22 protein-coding genes are annotated in these 25,253 nt (G+C 64.9%); 11 read left to right on the top strand and 11 right to left on the bottom strand.

Annotation, left to right across the window (positions count from 1 at the left end):
* Positions 1–10 precede the first annotated feature (10 nt).
* Positions 11–2,137 (bottom strand): S9 family peptidase, encoded by a 2,127-nt coding sequence (locus tag HXX15_RS01775; protein WP_296512017.1) that lies wholly within the window; start codon positions 2,135–2,137, stop codon positions 11–13.
* Positions 2,138–2,253: 116 nt separating this feature from the next.
* Here HXX15_RS01775 and HXX15_RS01770 point away from each other — a divergent pair, with 116 nt between their 5' ends.
* The 5 genes from HXX15_RS01770 (at position 2,254) to HXX15_RS01750 (ending at position 7,640) form a co-directional block, all read left to right on the top strand.
* A complete protein-coding gene (locus tag HXX15_RS01770; protein ID WP_296512014.1) occupies positions 2,254–3,129 on the top strand; it encodes a dihydrodipicolinate synthase family protein in 876 nt (291 codons plus the stop codon).
* A 96-nt stretch (positions 3,130–3,225) separates the two neighbouring features.
* Positions 3,226–5,550, top strand: coding sequence for a xanthine dehydrogenase family protein molybdopterin-binding subunit (locus tag HXX15_RS01765; RefSeq protein WP_296512013.1), 2,325 nt, complete (start codon positions 3,226–3,228; stop codon positions 5,548–5,550).
* A gap of 57 nt (positions 5,551–5,607) precedes the next feature.
* Complete coding sequence (locus HXX15_RS01760) at positions 5,608–6,216, top strand: LemA family protein (RefSeq protein ID WP_296512011.1); 609 nt, start codon at positions 5,608–5,610, stop codon at positions 6,214–6,216.
* A 21-nt stretch (positions 6,217–6,237) separates the two neighbouring features.
* A complete protein-coding gene (locus tag HXX15_RS01755; RefSeq protein ID WP_296512009.1) occupies positions 6,238–7,140 on the top strand; it encodes a YgcG family protein in 903 nt (300 codons plus the stop codon).
* A 2-nt stretch (positions 7,141–7,142) separates the two neighbouring features.
* Positions 7,143–7,640, top strand: coding sequence for a TPM domain-containing protein (locus HXX15_RS01750; protein ID WP_296512007.1), 498 nt, complete (start codon positions 7,143–7,145; stop codon positions 7,638–7,640).
* Positions 7,641–7,756: 116 nt separating this feature from the next.
* On the opposite strand, the gene HXX15_RS01745 is transcribed toward HXX15_RS01750, so the two are convergent.
* Complete coding sequence (locus tag HXX15_RS01745) at positions 7,757–8,368, bottom strand: glutathione S-transferase family protein (RefSeq protein WP_296512005.1); 612 nt, start codon at positions 8,366–8,368, stop codon at positions 7,757–7,759.
* 383 nt (positions 8,369–8,751) lie between these two features.
* On the opposite strand from HXX15_RS01745, the gene HXX15_RS01740 reads away from it, so the two are divergent.
* From HXX15_RS01740 to HXX15_RS01730, 3 genes are all read left to right on the top strand, one after another.
* Complete coding sequence (locus HXX15_RS01740) at positions 8,752–9,735, top strand: hypothetical protein (RefSeq protein ID WP_296512003.1); 984 nt, start codon at positions 8,752–8,754, stop codon at positions 9,733–9,735.
* Positions 9,736–9,858: 123 nt separating this feature from the next.
* Positions 9,859–11,415, top strand: a complete 1,557-nt coding sequence (locus HXX15_RS01735) for a hypothetical protein (protein WP_296512001.1) — start codon at positions 9,859–9,861, stop codon at positions 11,413–11,415.
* A gap of 38 nt (positions 11,416–11,453) precedes the next feature.
* The gene (locus tag HXX15_RS01730) at positions 11,454–11,615 is read left to right on the top strand and encodes a hypothetical protein (RefSeq protein ID WP_296511999.1); all 162 of its coding nucleotides are present in this window, start codon (positions 11,454–11,456) and stop codon (positions 11,613–11,615) included.
* Positions 11,616–11,624: 9 nt separating this feature from the next.
* Here HXX15_RS01730 and HXX15_RS01725 read toward each other — a convergent pair whose 3' ends face one another.
* Positions 11,625–12,830: a CoA transferase gene (locus HXX15_RS01725; RefSeq protein WP_296511996.1), complete on the bottom strand. Its 1,206-nt coding sequence runs from the start codon at positions 12,828–12,830 to the stop codon at positions 11,625–11,627.
* Between the two features lie 118 nt (positions 12,831–12,948).
* On the bottom strand, positions 12,949–15,960 hold the full coding sequence (putA, locus tag HXX15_RS01720) for a bifunctional proline dehydrogenase/L-glutamate gamma-semialdehyde dehydrogenase PutA (RefSeq protein WP_296511994.1): 3,012 nt from the start codon (positions 15,958–15,960) through the stop codon (positions 12,949–12,951).
* A 228-nt stretch (positions 15,961–16,188) separates the two neighbouring features.
* Here putA and HXX15_RS01715 point away from each other — a divergent pair, with 228 nt between their 5' ends.
* Positions 16,189–16,770, top strand: a complete 582-nt coding sequence (locus tag HXX15_RS01715) for a hypothetical protein (RefSeq protein ID WP_296514760.1) — start codon at positions 16,189–16,191, stop codon at positions 16,768–16,770.
* 124 nt (positions 16,771–16,894) lie between these two features.
* Here HXX15_RS01715 and HXX15_RS01710 read toward each other — a convergent pair whose 3' ends face one another.
* From HXX15_RS01710 to HXX15_RS01695, 4 genes are all read right to left on the bottom strand, one after another.
* Complete coding sequence (locus HXX15_RS01710; RefSeq protein WP_029584170.1) at positions 16,895–17,095, bottom strand: cold-shock protein; 201 nt, start codon at positions 17,093–17,095, stop codon at positions 16,895–16,897.
* A 350-nt stretch (positions 17,096–17,445) separates the two neighbouring features.
* The gene (locus tag HXX15_RS01705; protein ID WP_296511988.1) at positions 17,446–17,697 is read right to left on the bottom strand and encodes a hypothetical protein; all 252 of its coding nucleotides are present in this window, start codon (positions 17,695–17,697) and stop codon (positions 17,446–17,448) included.
* A 214-nt stretch (positions 17,698–17,911) separates the two neighbouring features.
* Entirely contained in the window at positions 17,912–18,991 is a 1,080-nt protein-coding gene (locus HXX15_RS01700; RefSeq protein ID WP_296511985.1) for a YcjF family protein, read from the bottom strand.
* On the bottom strand, positions 18,988–20,457 hold the full coding sequence (locus HXX15_RS01695) for a YcjX family protein (protein WP_296511984.1): 1,470 nt from the start codon (positions 20,455–20,457) through the stop codon (positions 18,988–18,990). The genes HXX15_RS01700 and HXX15_RS01695 overlap by 4 nt, the downstream gene beginning before the upstream one ends.
* Before the next feature lie 198 nt (positions 20,458–20,655).
* On the opposite strand from HXX15_RS01695, the gene HXX15_RS01690 reads away from it, so the two are divergent.
* Positions 20,656–21,351 carry a hemolysin III family protein gene (locus tag HXX15_RS01690; protein ID WP_296511981.1) on the top strand — a complete coding sequence of 232 codons (696 nt, stop codon included), beginning with the start codon at positions 20,656–20,658 and terminating at the stop codon, positions 21,349–21,351.
* 44 nt (positions 21,352–21,395) lie between these two features.
* Positions 21,396–22,202: an SDR family oxidoreductase gene (locus HXX15_RS01685; protein WP_296511979.1), complete on the top strand. Its 807-nt coding sequence runs from the start codon at positions 21,396–21,398 to the stop codon at positions 22,200–22,202.
* 67 nt (positions 22,203–22,269) lie between these two features.
* Here HXX15_RS01685 and HXX15_RS01680 read toward each other — a convergent pair whose 3' ends face one another.
* From HXX15_RS01680 to HXX15_RS01670, 3 genes are all read right to left on the bottom strand, one after another.
* The gene (locus tag HXX15_RS01680) at positions 22,270–22,488 is read right to left on the bottom strand and encodes a hypothetical protein (RefSeq protein WP_296511978.1); all 219 of its coding nucleotides are present in this window, start codon (positions 22,486–22,488) and stop codon (positions 22,270–22,272) included.
* Between the two features lie 195 nt (positions 22,489–22,683).
* Positions 22,684–23,382 (bottom strand): fumarylacetoacetate hydrolase family protein, encoded by a 699-nt coding sequence (locus HXX15_RS01675; protein WP_296511977.1) that lies wholly within the window; start codon positions 23,380–23,382, stop codon positions 22,684–22,686.
* 67 nt (positions 23,383–23,449) lie between these two features.
* Positions 23,450–25,252: an ABC transporter ATP-binding protein gene (locus tag HXX15_RS01670; protein ID WP_296511975.1), complete on the bottom strand. Its 1,803-nt coding sequence runs from the start codon at positions 25,250–25,252 to the stop codon at positions 23,450–23,452.
* Position 25,253 lies beyond the last annotated feature (1 nt).

Genomic DNA, 25,253 nt, shown 5'->3' with positions numbered 1-25,253 from the left:
GGGGTATGCGTTATGACACGTTTTTGTCGCCGCCGTCAGCCAGCCCGACCGCCCACAGCGCGAAGGCGTAGCCGATCGCGACCTCGTCGAGCCGGCTGAACCGGCCCGACGAGCCGCCATGGCCGGCGCCCATATTGGTGCGTAGCAGCACCGGGCCGCCGCCGGTCATGGTGGCGCGTAGCCGGGCGATCCATTTCGCCGGCTCCCAATAGGTGACGCGCGGATCGGTCAGCCCGCCCATCGCCAGGATCGCCGGATAGGCTTTCGCCGCGATATTGTCGTAGGGCGAATAGGACAGGATGGTTTTGAAATCGGCTTCGCTTTCGATCGGGTTGCCCCATTCGGGCCATTCCGGCGGCGTGAGCGGCAGCGTGTCGTCCAGCATGGTGTTGAGCACGTCGACGAACGGCACCTCGGCGAGGATGCCGGCGAACAACTCACCGGATCGGTTGGCGACCGCGCCCATCAGCATGCCGCCGGCACTGCCGCCATGCCCGACGATGCGCTTTTCCGAGGTGTAATTCGCCGCGATCAGCGCGCGGGCGCTCGCGGCGAAATCCTCAAAACTGTTGGTCTTCTTCTCGCGCTTGCCGTCGAGATACCAGCCCCAGCCCTTGTCGGCGCCGCCGCGGATATGGGCGATGGCGTAGACGAAGCCGCGATCGACCAGCGACAGCCGGTTGGCCGAGAACGACGCCGGCATTGCCATTCCGTAGGAGCCGTAGCCATAGAGTAGCAGCGGCGCGCGGCCGTCGCGCACCAGATCCTTGCGATGCAGCAGCGACACCGGCACCATGGCGCCATCATGAGACGGCGCCATGATCCGCGTCGTGACGTAGTCGGCCGGATTGTGGCCGGAGGGAATCTGCTGGCGCTTGCGCAGCACCCGCGCCCGCGTCACCATGTCGTAGTCGTAGACTTCCGAGGGCGTCGTCATGGATGAGTAGGAGAACCGCAGGTTGGTGGTCTCGAATTCATAGCCGCCCATGGTATCGAGCGAGTAGGCGGTCTCGTCGAACGCGATGCTGTGCTCGCTGCCATCGGAAAGATCGCGGATGATCGCGGACGGCAATGCGTTGGCGCGTTCCAGTCGCACCAGATGGCCGGCATAGAGTTCGATGTCGATGACGTAGATGCCTTCGCGATAGGGGATCAGGTCGCGCCAGTTGGCGCGTTCCGGTGCGGCGAGCGGGGCGGTGACGATCTTGAAGTCGATCGCGCCGTCCGCATTGGTGAGGATGAACAATTCGTCGCCGCGATCGGCCAGCGAATATTGCACGCCCTCCTGGCGTTCCGCCACCAGCTGCAGCGGCGTCTCGTGGTTGGACAGGTCGATCAGTCGCTGCTCGGAGGTCTCGTGATCGCCGCCGGCGATGACGCAGAACCGGCCGCTGGCGCTCTCATGGATATGGGTGAACCAGCCGGAATCCGGCTCCTCGTAGATCAGCTCATCCTCTTCCTGCAGGGCACCGAGGTTATGGCGCCAGACCTGCATCGGGCGATGGTTGTCGTCGAGCTTGACGTAGAAAAAGGCTTTCGAATCCAGCGCCCACACCACGCCGCCGTCGGTTTCCTCGACCAGATCGGAAAGGTCGGCACCGCTGGCCCAGTCGCGCACCCGGATGGTGAAATATTCCGATCCCTTGACGTCGGCGCTCCAGGCCTCGAGCTTGTGATCCGGCGAATGCCGTGCACCGCCGAAGCGGAAATAGCTGTGGTCCTTCGCGAGCGCGTCGCCGTCGAGGATGATCTGCGGTTCGCCGCCGTCGCGCGGCTGCCGCGCGAACAGTTCGTGCTGGCCGCCCTCGCGGAATTTCCGCATATAGGCGAACGGGCCATCCGGCGCCGGCACGCTGGAATCGTCCTCCTTGATCCGGCCGCGCATTTCGGCGACCAGCTTCTTCTGCAAATCGGCTGTGCCGCCGAGCAGGCTCTCGGTATAGGCGTTCTCGGCTTCCAGATAGGTCCGGATGTCGGCTTCGAGCAGCGACGGATCGCGCAGCACCTCCTGCCATTTGGCGTCCTTCAGCCAGGCAAAGTCGTCGGTCAGCGTGACGCCATGGGTGGTGAAACTGTGCGGGCGCTTCGGCGCCATTGGCGGCTGCGGCGCATCGGTGCGGGTCGGGTGCTGGGTCATCGCCAAGGGCCTCGCTGCGGATTGATTTGCCGCTGCATTACCAGAGTTTCCGGCTTGCGGCGCGCGCAGGTTTCATGTGGATATCGCTGCCGGCTGCAATGACCTCCGGTTCCGGTATGACGGACTTTCACGGCGTGTTTCCCTATCTGGTGTCGCCGATCGATTCCGGCGGCGTGATCCGCACCGACGTGCTTGGCCGGCTGTGCGACGATCTGATCAAATCAGGCGTGCACGGGCTGACCCCGCTGGGCTCGACCGGCGAATTCGCCTATCTCAACGCCGCGCAGCGCGAGACCGTGGTGAAGGTTACGATCGAGGCCACGCAGGGCAGGGTGCCGGTGGTGGCCGGCGTTGCTTCGACTGCGACGGCGGACGCGGTGGCGCAGGCCAAGGCCTGCCAGAAGGCCGGCGCCGATGGCATTCTGGCGATCCTGGAGGCGTATTTTCCGCTCAAGGACGCGCAGATCGAATCGTATTTTTCCGCCATCGCCGATGCCGTTGATATTCCGGTGGTGATCTACACCAATCCGCAGTTTCAGCGCGCCGACCTCACGCTCGATGTGATCGCGCGGCTGGCGAAACATCCGCGGATTCGCTACATCAAGGACGCCTCCACCAACACCGGTCGGCTGCTGTCGATCATGAATCGCTGCGGCGACGATATCCAGGTGTTCTCAGCGTCGGCGCATATCCCTGCCGCGGTGATGCTGATCGGCGGCGTCGGCTGGATGGCCGGGCCGGCCTGCATTGTGCCTCGCCAGAGCGTCGAGCTCTATAATCTCTGCCAGGCCGGATGCTGGGACGATGCGCTCAAACTGCAGCGGAAATTGTGGCGCGTCAACGAAGCGTTCGCGCGGTTCAACCTCGCCGCCTGCATCAAGGCCGGGCTTGCTATCCAGGGTTACGAGGTCGGCGATCCGGTTCCGCCGCAAGCGGCGTTGACTGCCGAGGAGCGTCAGGCGGTCGAAGCCGTACTGCGGGAGATCGGCTGAACCGTCCGCTTCCGACGGCGGATCCGCGATTTGCTCACCGGCCGCTTTGTCCGGTACAACGGCACCCAACAAGACATTTCCGCCAAGGGAGCTTCAATGAATATTCTACCCGGCAACATGCGCTTTGGAACGGGTCAGCCCGTCAAGCGTCTCGAAGACCAGCGCCTGCTGACCGGGCTCGGACACTATCTCGACGACAAGCCGGCCGACGGCGCGCTGTGGCTGGTGGTGCTGCGATCGCCGCATGCGCATGCGCGGATCGTGGCAATCGACACCCAGGCGGCGCGCGAGATGCCGGGTGTCACCGCGGTGTTCACCGGCGCCGATCTCGTCGCCGATGATGTCGGCACGCTGCCGACGCTGCCGATCTTCAAGCGGCCCGATGGTTCGCCGATGGCGCTGCCGGCGCGGCGGCTGTTGGCGCACGAGGTGGTGCGTTTTGTCGGCGAAGCGGTGGCCGCCGTGGTGGCGACGTCGCTCGACGCTGCGCGGGCGGCGGCCGAGGCGATCGCGGTCGACTATGAGGTGCTGCCGGCGGTGACCGATCCGTCCGCGGCGATCCAGCCCGGTGCGCCGGTGGTCTGCTCCGACGCGCCGGACAATATCGTCGCCGCGATGAGCTATGGCGATGCCGCCGTGGTCGATGCCGCCTTCGCCAGCGCCGCGCACGTGGTGTCGCTCGACATCGCCAGCCAGCGGCTGATTCCCTCGGCGATGGAGCCGCGCAGCACCATCGCCGAGCTCGACAAGTCCGGCCGGCTGACGCTGCACGTGCAGTCACAGACCCCGGCCTCGACCCGCGACATTCTCGCCGACGCGATTCTGAAGCGGCCGAAGGACAGCATCGTGGTGCGGGTCGGCGATATCGGCGGCGGCTTCGGCCAGAAGACCGGGCTGTATCCGGAGGACGGCCTGGTCGCCTATGCGGCGGTGAAGCTGAACCGCAAGGTACGCTGGCGCGGCGACCGCACCGACGAATTCGTCGGCGGCACCCACGGCCGCGACCTGACCTCGACCGCGGCGTTTGCGCTCGACGCCAAGGGCCGGGTGCTGGCTTATCGGGTGAGTTCGCTCGGCGGCACCGGGGCCTATCTGGCCGGCGCCGGGGTGATCATTCCGCTGGTACTGGGACCGTTCGTGCAGACCGGCGTTTATGACCTGCCGCTGGTGCATTTCGAGATCAAAGCGGTGATGACCCACACTGCGCCGGTCGGCGCCTATCGTGGCGCCGGCCGCCCGGAGGCGGTCTATATTGTCGAGCGGCTGATGGACGCCGCGGCGCGCCAGCTCGGGATCGATCCGCGCGCGATCCGCAAGGCGAACTACATCAAGCCGGCGCAACTGCCCTACACCAACGCCGTCGGCCAAGTCTACGACAGCGGCGCGTTCGCCCACATGATGGAGCGCGCCTCCAAGCTGGCGGACTGGGATGGCTTCGCTGCGCGCAAGAAAGCCGCGAAGAAGAAGGGCCTGCTCTATGGCCGTGGCCTGACCAGCTACATCGAATGGACCGGCGGCCGCGCCCACACCGAGAAGGTCAGCCTGCAGGCCACCGCCGAAGGGCGGATCGTCCTGCACTCCGGCACCCAGGCGATGGGGCAGGGGTTGGAGACCACATATTCGCAGATGCTGGCGGCCTCGCTCGGCATCGGCATGGACAAGATCGACGTGGTGCAAGGCAACACCGATCTGGCTCAAGGGTTCGGCAGCGTCGGCTCGCGCTCGTTGTTCGTTGGCGGAACCGCGGTCGCGGTCTCCACCGTCGACCTGGTGGCGAAGGCGCGCGAAAAGGCCGCGAGCATTCTCGAGGCCTCGGTCGATGACATCGAATACGCCGACGGCGTTCTGACCATCGCCGGCACCGACCGACGGATCAGCCTGTTTGAAATCGCCGCCAAGGAAAAGGGCGCGCGGCTCAGCGTCGATTCCACCGGCGAGGTCGATGGCCCGAGCTGGCCGAATGGCACCCACATCTGCGAAGTCGAGATCGATCCCGACACCGGCATCACCAAGGTGGTGCGCTACACCACGGTCGACGACGTCGGCGTCGCGGTCAATCCGATGCTGGTCTCAGGCCAGATCCACGGTGGCGTCGCGCAAGGCATCGGCCAGGCGCTGTATGAAGGCGCTACCTATGACGCCGACGGCCAGCTGCTGACCGCGAGCTATCAGGACTACTGCATCCCGCGCGCCGACAACATGCCGGCGATCGAGGTCACACTGGATGGTTCGGCGCCGTGCAAGACCAATCCGCTCGGCGCCAAGGGCTGCGGCGAATCCGGTGCGATCGGCGGGCCGCCCTGCATCGTCCACGGCGTGCTCGACGCGCTGGCCCCGCTCGGGATCACCGCGCTGAACACGCCGCTGACGCCAGAGAAAGTCTGGCGCGCCATTCGCGACGCCAATGCCGCACAAAAGTAGCATCGGACAACGGCCCGGTTCTGCTATGCTGATCGCGTTTCGCATGAGGAGAGATCGATGCGTAGACTTCTGACGGTTCTGGCGGCGCTCGCGACCCTGAGCCTGACCAATTGCGGCTACAACACGATCCAGTCCGAAGACCAGCAGGTCAAAGCGAGTTGGTCGGAGGTGGTGAATCAGTACCAGCGCCGCGCCGATCTGGTGCCCAATCTGGTGAATTCGGTGAAGGGATTCGCGCAGCAGGAAAAGGATGTGCTGCTCGGCGTCACCAACGCTCGCGCCAAGGTCGGCAGCATCCAGGCGACGCCCGAGGTGCTGAACGATCCCGCCGCGTTCCAGAAGTTCACCGCGGCGCAGGGCGAATTGTCCAGCGCGCTGTCGCGCTTGCTGGTGGTCACGGAAAACTATCCGCAGCTGAAATCCGACGCGCTGTTCAAGGACCTGATGTCGCAGCTCGAAGGCACCGAAAACCGCATCACCGTGGCGCGCAATCGCTACATCAAGGCGGTGCAGGACTATAACGTCACGGTGCGGTCGTTCCCGGTCAACTTCACCGCGTTGGTGTTTGGCTATAAGGAAAAGCCGAATTTTACCGTCGAGAACGAGAAGGCGATCTCCACCGCGCCGAAGGTCGACTTCAATCCAGCGCCGGCGCCGGCGAAGTAGCCGGGTAACGGGGCGCCGGCGATGATTGCCGCGCGGGCATGGCCGGCGTCGCGGGCGTCGATCCTGCTGCTACTGCTGTGCCTCGCCGTCGCGGCGTTCGCCGGCTTGGCGGCGGCCGACGTCGCGGTGCCATCGCTCACCGGTCGGGTGGTCGACCAGACCGGCACGCTGACCGCTGAAACCAGTGCTAGACTCGAACAGAAGCTGAAGGAGTTCGAGGCGCGCAAGGGCAGCCAGATCGCGGTGCTGCTAGTGCCGACCACCGCGCCCGAGACCATCGAGCAATATTCGTTGCGCGTCGCCGAGCAATGGAAGATCGGCCGCAAGAAAATCGACGATGGCGCGATCCTGCTGGTCGCCAAGAACGACCGCAAGCTGCGGATCGAGGTCGGCTACGGCCTCGAGGGCGCGCTCAACGACGTCACCGCTAAGCGCATCATCGACGAAATCATCACTCCGAAATTCAAGAACAGCGATTTCTCCGGCGGTATCGAGGACGGCGTCGACCGCATGATCGGCGTGATCGACGGCGAGCCGCTGCCGAAACCCGAACCGCAGCACGAGTGGCAGGCGCCGGGCTTTGACCCCTCGATCATCTTCAACCCGTTCTTCATCATCTGCGCTCTGGTGCTGGGCCATATCCTGCGCATGGTACTGGGCCGGCTGCCGGGAGCGCTGGCGACCGGCGGCATCATCGCCGTGATCGCCTGGTTCATGGTGTCGTCCGTGATCATGTCCAGCATCACTGGGTTGGCGGCCTTTCTGTTCGCGCTTTTCAGCGACAGCATCGGTACCGGCGGCGGACGTGGCAGCGGATGGTCCGGCGGTAGCGGCGGCTCATGGTCCAGCGGCTCGAGTAGCAGCGGCGGGTTCAGCGGCGGTGGCGGCAGCTTCGGTGGCGGCGGCGCCTCGGGGAGTTGGTGATCATGGGTATCAGACGGATCGGCAAGCATCTGCTTTCAACGCGCTGGCGGGTCCAGAAGGCGTTCCCGCCGCCCGCGTTCGACGCCATCGAGCAGGCGATCAAGGCCAGCGAGGCCACGCATGCCGGGCAGATCCGCTTCGTGGTCGAAGGCGCGCTCGACGGCGCGCCACTGTTTCGCGATCAACCGGCGCGCGAGCGCGCGCTCGATATCTTTTCCCAATTGCGGATCTGGGACACCGCGCACAACAATGGCGTACTGATCTATCTGTTGCTGGCGGATCGCGACGTCGAAATCATCGCCGACCGCGGCATCGACGCGCATGTCGGCGCTGCGGAATGGGAGCGGATCTGCAGGGCGATGGAAGCCGAGTTCCGTCAGGGCCGTTTCCTGGCCGGCGTGGTCCACGGGATCGCGGCGATCGGCGCGCATTTGGCCAAGCACTTCCCCGGGGACCGCTCCAACCCCAATGAACTGCCCGACGCGCCGGTGGTGGTGTAGAACTCGGCAGCCTTTGCGAGGGCACGAAACTTCAATCTGACTTGATTGAATATGGGCATCGCGCCAACGGCAGCGAGCTCCTCGCCCCGTAAGCGTGGCGAGGGGAAGAAGCGGCGTTACGCCTTGGCCGAGGGCCGTGCGTCGATCCGGGCGAACCACGCCATGATGTTCTTGTTGGCCTCGTTCAGTGGCTGTCCGACCTTGGCGCCGAAATCGAGCCAGCCGTACAGCAGCAGATCGGCCAGGGTGAGGCGCGAGCCGCAGACGAATTCCTTGCCGGCGATCTGACCGTCCATCCACTGGATCCGGTCAGCGGCGATCTTCTTCAGCCCGGGGGCTGCTTCCGGCACGCAGATCACCCGGTTCTCGAACATCTTCAGGCCTTCGCTGAAGCGAAAGCCGTTGGCCAGCGGCTCGCAGATGTAGAGGTCGATCCGGCGCGTCCACATTCGGCATTCGGCGCGCTCTTCCGCGGTGGTGCCGATCAGCGCCGGCAGCGGATGTTTCTCCTCGAGGTATTCGCAGATCGCGGTGATCTCGGACAGGAAGTGGCCGTTGTCGAGTTCCAGTGTCGGGGTCTGGCCGTGCGGATTGCGCGCCAGATGTTCGGGCTGGCGGTTTTCGCCGCCGCGAATGTCAACCGGCTGGGTCGGAATGGTCAAGCCCTTCTCGGCGACGAACATGCGCACCAGGCGCGGGTTGGGCCCGATCGAATCGTAGAGCTTCATGGTCGTTTCCCGGACTCGGCACCTTGGCGGTGCCTGTTGATGAGGCTTACCACGTAGCGCGGGACGCCGGGTGTCGTCCAGTCATTGCGGTCGCGCGGGCGCCATGCGCCGGAGATCGCCGGGGCGACAACGGAGCCGAACGACCTTGCGGCGGTCCGCGAAGTGCCGCTCGCCGGTCCCATTCTGGCCACGTTAGTCGGGAAATGCTGCGGTGCAGTCGGGCCGGACGTGGTGGGCGCGAGATCGCGACGCGTAGCAGCAGGATGCGGAATGGCGAACGCGGTAGTCGGGCCAAATCCTAAAATTTTGGTAATCCCGGACGAAGTAACGTTTTCGCAAGTAATGAAAGTTACCAAAAGGTCAAGCATTCGGGAGATTTGAACGTGAGCGAAGTTCGGAACGAGCAGACCAGCGATGAGTCCGGCGCCAACGTCGGGCCGACCCTTCCCGATCATGGCGCAGCCGAGACCGTACAGGCGACCGGAGCCGTATCGATGGAGGAGGACGCGTCTGGCCTCGTGCCGGAGCACGACAGCGCCCCGGATGCGACCAAGGCGGCTGCCGAGGCGCCCAGCGAGAAGGCCGCAGCGCTGGGCTCGCGCGACATCGCGATCATGTCGCCGACCCGGCGGGAGTCCTGGCAACGCGAAGCCTGGAAAGACGACAAATTCGCCGCTGAACCGGAGGCGGAGCAAGTCGCCCGCAAAGCTGGCCTGTTCGGCAAACGCCGTGTGGCGGCGCTGGCCGCGGTGATTGCCCTGGCGGCTGTCGCCGGAGCGATCGGCGGTGCGCTGGCGACGGCGGGACTATCACGTGTCGGCGGCGACGCCGACAAGTCGTCTATTCAGGCCAAGGTGCTCGACGAGCAGATGCTGCGGATCGAATCCGAATTGGCCGCACTGAAGACCAGTTTCGAGCATAGCGCGAAGCTGAGCGTCGCACAGATCAGCAAGACCAGCGATCGTCTCGACAAGATCGAGAAGGCCCAGGCCGAGCCTGCGGCGAAACTCGCCAAGCTCAGCGAGGCGGTGGACAAGCTGCGGGCCGCACCAGCGACGGTGGTGGCCGCAGCGCCGGCCGCGGCAGCCCCGACCCAGGCACCCGCCGCGGCGCCTGCTCCTGCGAAGGAAATTACGGGTTCGATTCCGACGCCGGCGCCCAAGCCTGAAGTCAAGCGTATGCCTACCGTCGATGGCTGGGTGTTGCGCGATGTCGTCGATGGCGGCGCTTTGATCGAGGGCCGCGAGGGCGTGTTCGAAGTCTACGCCGGCGACCCGGTGCCGGGCCTCGGCCGCATCGATGCGGTTCGGAAACAGGACGGTCGCTGGGTGGTGGTGACCAGCCGCGGGCTGATCGTGGCGCGCTAAGCGCCACCCACGTCCGGCGCGGCTTGTGGAGACAGGCCGCCTGCTTTGCTCTATTTTCCGATCGACGCGATCCGCCGCGCGAGGGTTCCTTGCACGGCGACGCGGTCAAGGAAAAGGCAGCTGGTGCGGCGCTGGACTCTGCTCATCGTGCTGATCTGCGGCGTGCTGTCGCCACGCCTTGGCGTGGGCGGCGAACTCGAGCGCGGCCTGGCGATCGTCGATCCGCTGGCGCTCCGCGAACTCGATCTCAGGGAGCGTCAGGCCGAAGGGCTGGCCCAGCCGGGCTTCGGGCTGCGTCAGATGCTCGATTCCGCGGGGCCCTCGGGTCCGTTGCGCAATGACCGGCTGTTTGCATTGCCGTCGATGGCGGCGGTCCGCCAATCGATCGACGATGAGTTCGATCGCTATCTCGATCGACACCGCGCAACAGCCGCGCGGCAGAGCATCGGCATAGGAGCCGCATATGAGGTGCAGTTGTTCGACCGCGAGCGGCTGTATTCAAGCGCGTCGCGCTTCGTGCTGGCGGGAATCGTCAACCGGATGGACCGCGGTTACGCGGTGCCGGACGGCTGTGGCGAGATCCGGCTGATCTATCGGCTGGTTGCCGACCCGCAATTGAGTGACGAGCCAGGGTCCCCCCAGCGGCTGCCGATGACCCTGAACCTCGTGCTCAGGGCGAGGGGCGAGCAACTGTCCTGCGCCGAGGTTGCGCGGCGCTGGCTCGATGCCGGGGTGTTGCAACAGACCGGCGCCGAGCTGGCGATCAGATTGATATCGGGCGATGGACCGCTGGCGCTGGTCAAGCCGGACGACGTCGACCGCATCGAAACCAATCTGCAGATCGCCCATCGGCCGAAATCGCCTACCGCGGAATTTCGCACCGACTATCTGTTGAAAGTGTTTCGCCGTGATCCAGTGGCCGGCGCGTTCGCGCCGTCGCCGCTGGAAAACCAGATCGACCGCGACCGCGTCAACGCGAACTATGAGCTCGGGCTGGAATTCAAACGCTGGTTGCTGGAGCCGAACCACCTTGGCGAATTCGATCGCGGCACGCTTCTGATCCCGCAGAAGTATCTTGCGAATTTTGCCATCGCCGCAACCCCGGTGGGATTCAAAAGCTCCAAGCTTCAGCCGGCGTTTGGGCTGGTGGCGCCCGCCGATCCCAATCCGCTGTTCAGCGAGACAGACGTCGTCGCCGCGCTGCGACGGGCCGCCGACAACGGCATCGCGCTGCAGAATATTAGGTCATTGGCGGGGTTCGAGCGCCGGCTCAACGATATCACCTGCGCGGGCTGCCATCAGACCCGCGGCATCGGCGGCTTTCATTTTCCCGGCGTCGATTCGACGCATCCGGGCGTCGTGGCGGGCGCGGTGCCGGGATCACCGCATTTTGTCGGCGATCAGGTCCGCCGCCGCGATATCGTTACGGCGCTACGCGACGGTAAACCGCCGAACTATTCGCGCGGGTTTTCCGATCGCCCGCAATTGCGCGGCACCACCGCATTGCTCGGGACCGAATATGCCGACGGCTGGGGTGCGCATTGTGACCGGGGAGGTACCGACGGCACGCAACCCGATCCCAGCTTCGAGTCATGGAGCTGCGCCGAAGGGCTGAGCTGTCAGGCGGCGATCTCCGGCTCGACCGCGCGGATCGGCATGTGTTTTGTCAAAATTCGCTGATATGAATCGGGTTCCTCGGCCGATCGGGAGGTCCATCCGTGAGTGATCCGAACAGCGAGATCAAGCAGCGCAATCGCCAGATCGCCGAAAACGAAAGCATCCGCCAGAAGGCCAACGCTATCCACGTCAGCAGTTGGGCGATCGCGGTTGCTGTCCTGATCGGCCTCGCCGCATTCGGCTCGATGTTGCTGAGCCGATAACGACCGTCCTCACGCCACCGTGCCCGACGCTCGCAGCTGCCGGATCGCGTCCTCGTCGAAGCCGGCATCGCGCAGGATCTCGTCGCTGTGCTGGCCGATCCCGGGCGGATGCCGCGGCCGGGTCTTCTGGCTGCCGTCGATCCAGATCGGGCTGTTGATGGTCAGGATAGTGTCGTTTTCGAACGGCACCAGCACGTCGTTGTCGAGCATCTGCTGGTCTGTCGTGATGTCATCGAGAATTCCGACCACCCCGAAGATCAGGCCGCTGCCGTCGAGCGCCTTGCGCCATTCGGCGAGGTCTCGCGTGGCAAAGATCTCGTCGAAGATTTCGATCAGTTCGATTGAGCGGGCGTGGCGGTCCGGCTTGGTGGCGAACCGCGGGTCGGTGGCGAGGTCGTCGCGCCCGAGGCACCGCGTGAGCGCCGGCCACTGCTTGTCCTCGTTGAGCAGCGACAGAATGATCCAGCGGCCGTCGCGGCAGCGATAATGATTGGTCACCGCGTTCAGCGCGCGTTCGCGCGGCCGGCGCTCCTGGAACTCGGCGCCGCATAATTTGGCCTGGGCCAGAATAGCGTTGGCCCACATGCCGTTTGCCATCAGGTTGGATTTCACCTGGCTGCCCTTGCCGGTGCGCTCGCGCTTGTACAGTGCGGTGACGATCGCGCCATACAACGCCATCGCGCAGGGGTGGTCGCCCATGCCGGCGACCGATCGCGCCGGCGTGCTGTCGATATCGGCGCGGACCAGATCCATCAGGCCGGAACGCGCCCAATAGGCGTTGCTGTCGAAGCCGGGTTTGTTGGCTTCCTCGCCGCGGTCGCCATAGCCGGTGAAGCAGGCATAGATCAGCCGGTCGTTCAGCGGCGCCAGTTCGGCATAGGTGACGCCGAGCCTTTCGCGCACCGCGGGCGGGAAATTGGTGATGAAAACGTCGGCTTCGGCGACGAGGCGGCGCAGCACGGCTTTTCCGTCCGGCCTGGCGAGGTCGAGCGCGAGACTCTTCTTGTTCCGCGCATCGATCATCCAGGAGTAGTTATACGGGCTTCTCGGATAGCCGGGCAGGTTCGGCAGGTTGCGATAGGGATCGCCAAGGCCCGGCGGCTCGATCTTGATCACGTTGGCGCCGAAGTCGGACAGCACCGTCGCGGCGGCGGGCGCCGCAATGAAGCTGGCGCAGTCCAGCACCTTGAGGCCTGCGAAGATGCCGTCGTCCATGCGAGTCTGCTCCCTGGCTTTTGTTATTTTTCGTATTCCGGAATGTTTCGCTTCGAGCGATCACCGGCCGCGATCCGCATTTGATCCGGGTTCGGCGCATGATGCAACGGCTCTTGAACTATTCATCCTGCTCCGACAGCAGCGCGGCGTTGCCGCCCGCCGCCGCGGTGTTGATCGTCACGGTCTGTTCGGTGGCGAAGCGCGGCAGATAATGCGGCCCACCGGCTTTCGGTCCGGTGCCGGAGAGCCCGAAGCCGCCGAACGGCTGCACGCCGACCACCGCGCCGATCATGTTGCGGTTGACATAGATATTGCCGACCGCGAGCCGCTCGATGCTGCGTTCGACCATCTCATCGATCCGCGAATGGATGCCGAGGGTGAGGCCGTAGCCGCTGCGTGCAATCGCCTCCAGCACGGCGTCGAGATTGGCGGCAGGATAGCGTACCACGTGCAAGATCGGGCCGAACACTTCCTCGGTCAGCTCCGCGGCTTCCGCCAGCTCGAAGATATGTGGCGCGACGAAGTTCCCTGCGGCGGGGGCGACGCCGGCGAAACGCGGCCGCGCTTCGGCGATCATCCGCGCAATATGGGCGTCGAGCTTCTGCTTGGCTTCTGAATCGATCACCGGCCCGATATGGGTGGCGGGATCGACAGGATCGCCGACTTTCAACTCCCGCACGGCGCCGGCGATGATCTCGATCATGCGGTCGGCGACATCTTCCTGCACGAACAGCAGCCGCAACGCCGAGCAGCGCTGGCCGGCGGAGCGGAACGCCGAACTCACCACGTCATCGGCGACCTGTTCGGGCAGCGCGGTGGCGTCGACGATCATCGCATTGATGCCGCCGGTCTCTGCGATCAGCGGCACGATCGGGCCGTCCTTGGCGGCCAGCGCCCGATTGATCGATCGCGCCACCTCGGTCGATCCGGTGAACACCACGCCGGCGATGTCGCGCTCCGCCACCAATGCGGCGCCGATCGCGCCGTCGCCATGCACGATATGCAGCGCCGAGTCCGGCACGCCGGCTTCGTGTAGCAGCCGCACCGCCGCGGCGCTGATTGCGGGGGTCTGTTCGGCGGGCTTGGCGACCACGGCGTTGCCGGCCATCAATGCCGCGGTAATCTGGCCAAGGAAAATCGCCAGCGGAAAATTCCACGGCGAGATCGCAACGAACACGCCGCGGCCGTGCAGCCGCAGCACATTGCTCTCGCCGGTCGGGCCCGGCATCACCCGGCCGTCGCCGAACAGTTTGCGCCCCTCCGATGCGTAGTAGCGGCAATAGTCGATCGCCTCGCGGAGTTCCGACAGCGCGTCGTCCAGCGTCTTGCCACCCTCGTCTTGCAGCAGCGCGATGAAATGCGCGCGGCGTTGCTCGAGTAGTTCTGCGGCCTGTTCCAGAATAGCCGCGCGCGCGGCGGCTGGCGTCACGCTCCAGGAGACGAAGCCTGCGCGCGCCGCGGCGATCGTAGCCTGCGCTTGCTTCGGCGTGGCATCGGCGATCGGCGCAATCGGTTGACGTGCGGCGGCGATTTCGGCCTGCAGCCGGGCCAATGCCGCGCTGTCGCCGAAATCGAGGCCGCGGGAATTTTCGCGATCGGGCCGATACAGATCGCGCGGCAGCGGGATGTTAGGATGCCGAACGTTGTCTGACGTGCCGACGATGTCGGCGGGCCGCCGCAGCAGCGTCGAGACCGGCACCTTGTCGTCGCCGGCCTGCGCCACGAACGAGGAATTGGCGCCGTTCTCCAGCAGCCGCCGCACCAGATAAGCCAACAGATCGCGGTGGCCGCCGACCGGGGCGTAGACCCGGCAGACGAGGTCGGGGTGATCGGCGTGCAGTCTTGTATACAGCGCTTCGCCCATGCCGTGCAGGCGCTGGAACTCGTAGCCTTCCACGTCGCCAGCGGATTCGAGGATGCTGGCCACGGTCAGCGCATTATGGCTGGCGAATTGCGGAAAGATCCGCGGCCGCAGACTCAGGAGCTTGCGTGCGCAGGCGATGTAGTTCAGGTCGGTCATCGCCTTGCGCGTGAACACCGGGTAGTCGTCGAGGCCGCGCTCCTGGGCGCGCTTGATCTCGGTGTCCCAATAGGCTCCCTTGACCAATCGCAGCATGAGCCGGCGGTCGAGCCGTCGCGCCAGATCGTCGACATGGTCGATCACGTCGCTGGCGCGCTTCTGATAGGCCTGCACTGCGAGCCCGAAACCGTCCCAGCCCGCCAGCGACTCATCGCTGAGGCAGGCCGCGAACAGCTCGAGCGACAGTTCCAGCCGGTCGGCTTCCTCGGCGTCGACGGTGAAGTTGAGGTCGAAGCGCTTGGCCCTGCGCGCCAGATCGAGCAGCCGCGGCACCAGTTCGGCGATCACCCGCGCGCGGCTGACCGCCTCGAAGCGCGGATGCAGCGCCGACAGTTTGACCGAAATCCCGGGCCGCGCCGGCAGCGTGCCCGTGCCCGCCGCGCTACCGATCGCCTCGATAGCGCCGGCATAGGATTGGAAATAGCGCTCGGCATCGGCGGCGGTGCGGGCACCTTCGCCGAGCATGTCGTAGGAATAGCGCCTGCCATCGGCCGCGTGGGATCGCGCACGGTCGAGCGCGGCCTCGATGGTCTCGCCGAGCACGAAGTGATTGCCCATCAGTCGCATTGCCTGACGGGTTGCGGCGCGTACCGCCGGCACCCCGAGCCGCTTCGCCAGCGCCGCGATGGTGCCGTGCGGGGTCTCACCCGCTTGCACCACCCGTGCCGAGATCCCCAGTGCCCAGGCCGAGGCATTGACCAGCAACGCGCCCGACCTGGTCTGGTGATGCGCGAAATCGCCCTGGCCGAGCTTGTCCTCGATGAATTGATCGGCGGTGAGCGCGTCGGGCACCCGCAGCAGCGCCTCGGCCAGCACCATCAGCGCCAGCCCCTCTTTGGTCGACAGCGCGAATTCGCGCAGCATCTGTTCGACGCCGCCGAACCGGTCGTCGCTGGCGCGGATCGCGACGATCAGGTCGGCCGCGGTCTGGTCGATCCGGCGTTCCCGCGCCGCGTCAAGTCGGGCCGTCGCCAGAAGATCGGCGGCGAGAGCCGAATCGTCGGGCCCATAGGGCGCGCGGAACACCGGGAGCGGTGCATCGGGCGGCATGCGAATCCCCTGCGAAACTCCAAAGTAGACGCCGTAAGCGCCGCGTTCACGGCAAGCCGTGGTGGCCATAAATGCAATATTGGCACCATCAAACCGGTGCGCTAGCTTCCGCGACAAATTGATATGGAACTGGCGGGCGCGATGAGAGGGTTCGATCGAATGCGGCAGGATAAGGGGCTGATCCGGTGGCCGGCGCTCGCCTTGGCCGCCACTATCGCCCTATCCGTCATGCTGCAAGGCGTCACGCCGGCGCCGGCCGGCGAACTCAGCGCGCCGGTTGCCGCGCTGTACAGTTCGGTGTCGATCTATCCGCCTTCGGGCAATTCGATGACGGTGTGCTACGGCTTTGTTTGCCGGCGCCGGCTTGCGCTTCAGTTCTCGCCCGGCGACCGCGCCACGCTGACGAAGCTGCTGGCGGCGGGCCGCGCCTCGGCCGCGGCGGAGCGCGCGGCGGTGCAGAAGGCGGTGGTGTGGTTCGATCGCCGGCTCGGCCCGATCCTGGGCACCGAAAAGCGGATCGCGCGCGCCGACTTCCGCTATTTCGACGACAAGCACAATTTCGATTGCTGGGACACCACCCGCAACACCACCAGCCTGTTGCTGCTGCTGCAGAGCTGGGGCCTGCTGAAATATCACACGGTCGGCGATCCGCACTATCGCGGCAACGTCATCGTGCTGCAGACGCCGCACAACACCGCGGTGCTGGTCGAACGTGGCACCGGCGAGGAGTGGGTGGTCGATATGTGGCCGCGCAGTTTCGCGCAACTGCCGGACGTGATGCCGGTCGCGCGATGGGTCAAGGAAGACTGAACGCGCGCATTTAGGCACAAAAAAACGATGACCGCTTTTCAGTGCTGGTCATCGCCCATCAGAATTTTTGAAAACTCACCCTCGGATCAAGTCCGAGGGCAGGCTTCTTGGATCGCGCTGTCGGTTAAACCTTGAGGTTTTCAGCCGAGGTCTTGCCGCGGTTGGCGACTTCCTCGTATTCAACCGTCTGTCCTTCGTTGAGCGACGAAAGGCCTGCTTTCTCGACCGCCGAAATATGAACGAACACGTCTTTTCCACCGCTGCTGGGCTGGATGAATCCGAAGCCCTTGGTCGCGTTGAACCACTTCACAGTACCTTTAGCCATCACGTCGTCTCCGCAGGATTATGATCGAATCGAAAGGTCGGTCCCCGGAAACCGGCTTGTCCGACCAATGTACGTTACGCGGTATCCACCAAGCTTGATAGCGCAAACAACAGTCGCGATGCCGTGAAAGCGGCCCGAATGGCGCCGAATGTCCCATTTTGACCGTTTTTGATCGATTTCGGTGCGGTGATCGACAGAATCTTCGGTTATTTCCTCGCACGGACCGCGCGTTGCCGCCGGGTTCCCGTGGAACCATGCTGTCAATTCCACGTGATGGCCCGCGCGCCGACGCGAAAATCCCGGCCGCGACGGCGACCGGGATTCGGATCTGGCCGATTCGAATGCTCGGATCAGTAACAGATGTTGAGCGTGCGCAGCCGCCAGCCGTGCCGGGTATGGACCCGGCGAGTCACATAGCAGCCGTCGTCATTGAAGCCGACATAGCCGACGCCGAATCCCGGACCCCAATAGTGGTGATGACCCCAGCCGCCGCCCCAGCCGGGACCCCAGCCCCACGGCTTGGCCGAAGCCGCGGTGGGAGCCAGCGCCACGGCGCTGAGCGAAGCTGCTGCGACCAGTCCAAGAACAAGTTTGCGAAACATCGTTGTTCTCCTCGATGCAATGCGCGATGCGCGAGTTGGTAGTTCGGTCTAACCCATCGCGAATTCGTCGCATCGTCTTCGAGCGGGGTTCACCCGGTTCGAATTGTTCTCGCGGAAATTCTCGCCGTCACGATGAATGGAAACTCAGAATGTGCGCTGGATCACACGCGCGCTGCGGCGTGTAGTTAAGATGAGCGCCGACAACGAGCAATTGCTATTCATCCTTGTCGCGCTTGGTGCGCACCAGGTCTTTGACCAGGTCGCCGAGCACGGGGCGGGGCAGGGCACTGAACGGCAGCGGCCTCGTCATGTCGATCGCCGCCAACCCCAGCCTCGCCGTCAGCATGCCGTTCAGCATGCCTTCGCCGAGCTTCGACGACAGTTTCGCGGCGAGGCCGTGGCCGAGCAATTGCTGCACCACGCTGTCGCCGATCGCGATCCCGCCGGTGATGGCGAGATGCGACACGGTCTGCCGCATCAGCTTCATCATGCCGATCGCGCCGGGCCGCCCGCCATAGAGCCTTGCCAACTGGCCGACCAGCCGCACCGCGGCGATCGCCACGAACAGCACGTCGATCAGCGCCTTCGGGCTGATCGCGGTGACCAGCGAGACCCGCTGCGCCGCCTTCGAGATCAGATTGCGCGCTTCCTGGTCGCACGGCGCCAGCAGTTCTCGCTCCGCCAGCCGGATCAGATCGGCGCCGTCGATGATGTCGTCGAGATGCTTCGTCAGCGTGGCGCGCGCGCGCGCCAGTTGCGGATTCTGGTGCTCCAGCTTGAGCAGTTCGCGGACGATGGCCCGGCCCTCGGCGCGGTTGTCGGTCTGCAGCACGGTGGCGGCGCGAGCGTGCAGCTGCTCGATCTTGGCGAGCCTGATCATGCCGTAGGCTTCGCGGCCGATGATAATCGCGAGCGAGCCGCCGGCCAGCACCGCCAGGATGAATCCGATGGTGCCGAGCGCCGTGTTTTGCGCGAACAGGTCGCTGACCAGCCTGCTCACCGCCAGCCAGAAGGCGAGCGACAGCAGTCCGGTGAATGCAATCCAGAACACCGTGCCCCAGCGGAAGCCCTTTTTCGGATTGACGCCCAGCGGATCGACCGGTGCCGATACCGGAGGCGGCGGCGGTTCGACTTCGGCGGAGACTTGCACCTTGCCGCGCAGGCTGGGGTTGTCGCGCATGGCGGGATTCTCGCGCGGGACGGCAGTGTCGCCGTCGACCGGATCGATCATCACCACGCTTGGATCGGTGAGTTTAAAGGTCGCCGGCCGGCGATGTGGGCCCCGCTCGTTCATTGCAATTTGTCTCCGATCAGAAACTGGAGCGTGCGGTCGAGGCGGATGTGAGGCAGCGCCGGCCCGTCGGGGTCGCGGTTGTCGAGCCGGGGCGGGCGAAACCGCAAGAAGCGGAAATCGGCATGCTCGGCAGAACCGGCGGACAGCCCGCGAAAGCTGTCTTCGCCCTTGAACAGTTCCTGCAGATTGGTCGGCAGGTCGCCCGGAAAGGTCGCGACTTCGGTTTCGCCATCGAACACCTCGCCGTCGGCGACCTCGCCCTTGATCGGGGTGCCGACGATCGACGGCAATCGGTCGCGGCCGCGCTGCACCTGGGCCTCGCGGGTGGCGCGCACCGCCGACAGCGCGACCACGTCGACGGTGGCGCCAGCGAATTCGGCCCGCATCGCGGCGCGATCCACCAGTCGGCGCAGGATCGCCTCGAGCCGGTCATGGCTGGAGTGATGCAGGTGATCGGCCTTGGTGGCCGCGAACAGGATCTTGTCGATCCGGGGACGAAACAGCGAGCTCAGCAAGGTACGTTGCCCGACCCGGAAACAATCCAGGATTCCAGCCAACGCGGCTTCGAGATCGTGCAGCGCTTCCGGACCGGCGTTGAACGCCGAGAGCGCGTCGGCCAGCACGATCTGCCGGTCGAGCCGGGAGAAATGGTCGCGGAAGAATGGCCGCACCACGACTTCCTTGTAGGCTTCGTAGCGCCGCCGCATCATCGCCCACAGCGAGCCTTCTGGCGGATTGCCATCGATCGGCAGGTCGAGCGGCGCAAAGGTCAGCGCCGGCGACCCGGCGAGGTTGCCCGGCATCAGGAAGCGCCCCGGCGGCAGCAGGCTCATGGCGAATTGCTCGTTACGGCAGTCACGCAAATAGGTGGTGAACAGCCGCGCCGCGGTCAACGTCTCCTGCTCGTTTTCGCGTCCATTCGGGTCGAGCGTCGCCAGATGCGTGTGGAAGGCGCCGGCGACCCGCCGCCGCGGGTCCTGCATCGACAGCGCCAAGCTTTCGGCCGCCCAGCGTTCGTAACTCTTGTTGAGCAAGGGCAGGTCGAGCAGCCATTCCCCGGGGTAGTCGACGATGTCCAGGGTCAGCGTGCGGTCGGCGCCGTTTTGGCGCTGATAGTCGATCACCAGCCGCAACTCGCTGATATCGACGGTCGAGCTCGGCCAGTTGCGCTGCTCGATCAGCGTCCCCAAATAGCTCTCATAGCTGAAGCGCGGTACCGCATCGTCGGGTTGCGGCGCCAACCGCGCCTTGGCGATGCGTCCGGTGGACATCGATTCGAAGATCGGAAACCGGCCGCCGCGCGACAGGCCATGAACCAGAGCCGTAATGAAGACGGTCTTGCCGGCGCGTGACAGCCCGGTGACGCCGAGCCGCACCGTCGGATTGAGCATGTTCTCGCTGTAATCCCGCAGCGCCCGTGCCGACATCAGCGCTTCTTCGACCAGACTGGAAAAACTGAAGGCCATGCGTGGGATGTTCGATCAAATTGAGGGCGTCTGGCCGAAACTAATGGGTGATCAGCGATTCGTCCGGCAATCGGACCTTAGCTTTGCCACGCTTGCGGTCCAAAAGTTGCAGAATCTTCGTCGTCGATAGTATATGATTGCATTCCTGGAAACCGCCATGAATGCGCCAGATCAATTTTGAACAGGGTGCCACCCCCAATGAAGATCTTCCGGCTGAAGCAAATCGGTTCGCACGCCAGGATCGACACCAAGGGTGAGGTGCACTGGAATTACGATCGCGCCGAACTGATCGCCGACGGCGTCGTGCACGGCTTGGGCGTGATCAGCGGCCTGATCGCCGCTACCACCTTGGTGGTGCTGACCGGGGTGTTTGCCTCGGCGCCGGAAATCGTCTCGGTATCGGTTTACGTCGCGGGCCTGATGGCGATGCTGAGCGTGTCCGCCGCCTACAATCTGTGGCCGGTGTCGCCGCGCAAATGGATGCTCCGCCGGTTCGACCATTCGGCGATCTACATGTTGATTGCCGCGACCTACACGCCGATCATCACCCAGATCAAGGATCACGCCTTCGCGGCGACGTTGCTGTGCGGCGTGTGGGGGGTGGCGATCATCGGCATTCTGCTCAAGCTGTTCATGCCGGGCCGGTGGGACAAGCTGTCGGTCGGTCTGTATCTGGCGATGGGCTGGAGCGGCCTGATTGCCTACGAGTCCGTGAAGGAATCGGTGCCGAATCTGGCGCTGTGGTTCATCGCGGCTGGCGGCGCGCTCTACACTTTCGGTGTGATCTTCCACGCTTGGCGGCGGCTGCGGTTTCAGAACGCGATCTGGCACTCTTTCGTGCTGCTGGGCGCGGCCTGCCATTACACCGCCGTGCTCGATGTCATTATGGCCTGACAACTCCATACGATCCATAAAATCAAGAAAAGCGGGGAGCCACGATGCAGGTTGCGGGCAAGGTCGTCGTCGTGACGGGAGGCGGCAACGGCATCGGGCAGGCGCTGTGTGAAGCGTTTCACAAGGCTGGCGCCGCCAAGGTCGTGGTCGCCGATCTCGACGGCGCCCGCGCTGAAACCGTGGCCGCCTCGATCGATGGCGCCGCTATCCAGTGCGACGTCGGCAAGGAAGCCGATATCAAGCACGTCATCGAGGAGACGGAAAAACAGTTCGGACCGATCGCATTGTTTTGCTCCAATGCCGGGATCGGCGGCGGGTTCGATCCGCTGTCGGAAAATGCCGGCGGCGCTTCCGACGAGCCGTGGGCGCGGAGCTGGGCGATCCATGTGATGGCCCATGTCTACGCCGCACGGCATCTGATCCCGCTCTACAAGGCGCGCGGCGGCGGCTATTTCCTCAACACGATTTCCGCCGCGGGCTTGCTGTCGCAGGTCGGCAGCCCGGCCTATTCGACCACTAAGCACGCCGCGGTCGGCTTTGCGGAAAACCTGGCGATCTCGCACAAGGCGCACAACATCCGAGTTTCGATCTTGTGCCCACAGGGGGTCGATACGAATATGTTGCGCTCGATTCCCAAGGGCCCGCAGTCCGGCGACGGCGATCTCACCCCGGAGCAGGTGGCTAAGGACGCGCTGGCCGGGATCGAGCAGGAAACCTTCCTGATCCTGCCGCACCCGCAGGTGATCGACTACATGCGCAAGAAGACGGAGAATTACGATCGCTGGATCGGCGGCATGGCCAAGATCCAGGCGAAAATGCGCGAAGCCTATGGGGCGAAGAAGCCGGCTTGAATTCTGCGCACTAAACGAGCCATGGGCGTTGGCTCAAACCGTGCAAAAGGCGACGGCGGGGGGCTGGTTAATAACCAACCCCGATCATCATCGCGCGCGTCCCTGGCTTGAGGGCGCCCCGATTGGCCGCGATATTTGTGGTGGTTTCGGAGCAACCGACCAGCCAGGTGGCGATCAAGATAACGACGAACGATTTGAACATTGGCCTTCCCTTGCCATCAGTGCCAAAATTCGCGCGCGTCGGCGCGAAGCGAATGCCGCAGCCACCAGCGGTTTCGAGCGTCATGGCTCCGCATTCCGCGGAACCGGCGCCCCCGGCTTGGTCGGCCGCCGGGTCGATCTTGTCGAATTATGGTTAACGATTTCCTAATCGATTGGGAATTGCCCCGGCGTTGCCGAGGGCGTTCATGGCGGCTCTGGCAGCAGGGAAAGAACGCGGCCCCGGTTTGTTCCGGGACCAGATCTCGAGCGGTCTGCGGAGTTAGGCCGGCTTGCCGATCGTCAGCTTGAGGGTGCCGACGCCATCGACGCCGCATTCGATCTTGTCGCCCGGGGTCAGCGCCGCGACCCCGGCGGGGGTTCCGGTCATGATGACGTCGCCGGCGTCGAGCGCCACTTGTTGCGATAGTTTCGCGATGATTTCCGGGACGCTCCAGATCATTTGCGCCAGATCGCCGGTCTGCCGTTCGGTGCCGTTGACCGACAGCCAGATCCGGCCCTTGGCGGGATGGCCGATCGTCGCGGCCGGCGCCAGCGCGCCGCAGGGGGCGGACTGGTCGAAGGACTTGCCGATCTCCCAGGGCTGTTCCTTCTTGCGCGACGCCATCTGCAGGTCGCGGCGGGTGAGATCGACGCCAACGCCGTAACCCCAGACGTGGTCCAGCGCCTTCGCGGCCGGGATGTTCAACCCGCCGCTCTTGAGCGCGACCACCAGTTCGACCTCGTGTTGCATGTCCTTGGTCAGGGTCGGGTACGGGATGGTGACGCCGTCGGGCGCGATCATGTCGGGATGCTTGGCGAAAAAGAACGGCGGCTGCCGCTCGTCATTGCCGAGTTCGCGGATGTGCTCGAGATAGTTGCGGCCGACGCACCAGATCCGGCGCACCGGGAAGGTCTTGCTGTCGCCCTGGACGGCGAGCGCGGGTTGTGGCGGCGGCGCGATGACGTAGGTGCTGCTCATGTAAGGCTTTCGCAAGGAGGGTGACGACGGCAGACGATGAGACCGGCGCGGGTATCGCGACCCGTTCTTACGCCGGCGCGTCGATCGGGGCCAGCGGGGTTGTGTGGCGATGCTGCAGCCGGAAGAACGAGGCGTAGCGTCCATTGCGCCGCAGCAAATCGTCGTGGCGGCCGCGCTCGACGATTGTGCCGGCCTCTACCACCAGGATCGCGTCGGCATGCATGATGGTGTGCAGGCGGTGCGCGATCACGATGGTGGTTCGATTGCGGCATAGATGCTCGATCGCTTCCTGCACCAGCTTTTCCGATTCGGAATCCAGCGCCGCGGTGGCTTCGTCGAGCAGAATGATCGGCGCGTTGCGGACCAGCGCGCGGGCCACGGCGACGCGCTGGCGCTGGCCGCCCGACAATTGCGCGCCGTGTTCGCCGACCGGGGTGTCGTAGCCAAGCGGAAAGGCCATGATGAAATCATGCGCGCAGGCAGCCTTGGCCGCAGCGATGATCTCCTCCTCGGAGGCGCCCACCATGCCGAAGGCGATGTTGTTGCGGATAGTATCGCGGAACAGATAAACGTCCTGCCCGACATAGGCGATCTGTTGCCGAAGCGAGTGCCGCGACACCGCCGCAATGGATTGTCCGTCGATCGTGATGTCGCCGGAGTTGGCCTCGTAGAGCCGCAGCAGCAGCGACAGCACCGTCGACTTGCCGCCGCCGGATGGGCCGACCAGGGCGGTGACCTTGCCCGGCTCGGCGACGAAGCTCATGTGATCAATCACCACCTCGTTCGGCCGGTACGCAAAGCTGACGTCGTGCAGTTCGACTCGCGCTTCGGATAGCTGCAGCGGCGGCTTGCTGCTGTCGTCGGGCTCGCTCGCCGGACTGTCGACGATCTCCAGCAGCATCCGCGCGCCGACCAAGCCGCTGTTCAGTTCGATATTGAGCCGGGCCAGCCGCTTGGCCGGCTCATAGGCCAGCAGGAACGCGGTCAGGAACGAGAAGAATTGTCCAGGCGTAGCCCCGGTGGCGACCACGCGATAGCCGCCATACATCAGCGACGCCGCCACCGCGAAGCCGCCGAGCGTTTCCATCAGCGGGCTGGCCCGGTTGGAGACCCGCGCCATCTTGTTGGCGTTGCTCTCGACCGCCGCGATGCTGACGTTGATGCGATCGCGCATGGTCTGTTCCAGCGTGAACGCCTTCACCGTGCGGATGCCCTGCAGCGATTCCTGCATGGTCTCGAGTATCTCGGCGTTGCCGGTGAATTGATTGTGGGCGAGGCCCTTGACCCGCCGCACCAGCTTGCGCACCACCAGCACCGCTGGCGGGGCGATCAGCAGCCCAAACATCGCCATGAACGGATCTTGCACGACCATCACGACCACCAGGCCGATCAGCGACAGCAGATCGCGGCCGACCGCATTGATCAGCAGGGTGAGGACCTCGGTGACGGAATTCGCGCCGGAGGTAAGCCGGGCGAGAAATTCCGATGAGTGTCGCTGCGAATAGAAACCGACACTCTCATTCATCAGTTTCTGGAACAACCGGCGTTGGTTATTGGCGAGAATCGCGTTCTTGATTTGCGACAGGATCACTGAATGGCCGTAGGTCGCCGCGCCCTTCATCGAGAACACGGTGAGGCTGACAACCGACATGATCATGATGCCGCGCAGGTTGCGGTCGACATAGGCCTGATTGATGACCTCGCCGAGCAGATAGGCCGATGCCGCGGTGGCGGCGGCGGACACCGCCATCAATCCGAATGCAAGCAGATAGCGCCGCCAATACACGGAGGCCTGCTCGGTCAGCAGCCGGCGAATAAGCTCGGCCGCGCCATATGGATCGTCGGTAATCTTCCGTGGGGCGTCGGTCATC

The sequence above is a fragment of the Rhodopseudomonas sp. genome, assembly GCF_013377015.1.
Classification (GTDB): domain Bacteria; phylum Pseudomonadota; class Alphaproteobacteria; order Rhizobiales; family Xanthobacteraceae; genus JARJEH01.
Note: the sequence above shows the minus strand (reverse complement) of the source record. Positions and strands in the feature narration are given on the sequence as shown.